The organism is Pseudomonas sp. Kh14 (genome assembly GCF_900291005.1).
In the GTDB taxonomy this organism is placed as follows: domain Bacteria; phylum Pseudomonadota; class Gammaproteobacteria; order Pseudomonadales; family Pseudomonadaceae; genus Aquipseudomonas; species Aquipseudomonas alloputida.
The window spans coordinates 1-271 of the sequence record NZ_OLKJ01000114.1; the positions used below are offsets into that span (position 1 = coordinate 1).

Sequence of the window (271 nt, forward strand, 5' to 3'; positions counted from 1 at the left end):
GCTCCAGCATGTGCGCGCCTTGCAGTTTGTCCACCGGCGCATCGAGCAGGCGTGAGATGGCCGGGTTGGCGAAGCCGATGCAACCCGTTTCGTCCACCACCAGGATGCCCTCTGCGGCATTTTCCAGGATCGAGGCGTTGAATGCCCGCGCTGACTCCAGTTCACGGGTCAGCCGCTGCAGCATGCGCCTGTTGCGCTGCTGCTCCAGCAGGGCCTGGACCTTGGGCTTGAGGATCTGCGGGTCGAACGGTTTGAACAGGTAGTCCACAGC

1 protein-coding gene is annotated in these 271 nt (G+C 63.5%); it reads right to left on the reverse strand.

What is annotated here, in order from left to right:
- On the reverse strand, window positions 1–271 hold a 271-nt coding region (locus tag FQ668_RS27520; RefSeq protein ID WP_144180781.1), incomplete at both ends, for a PAS domain-containing protein.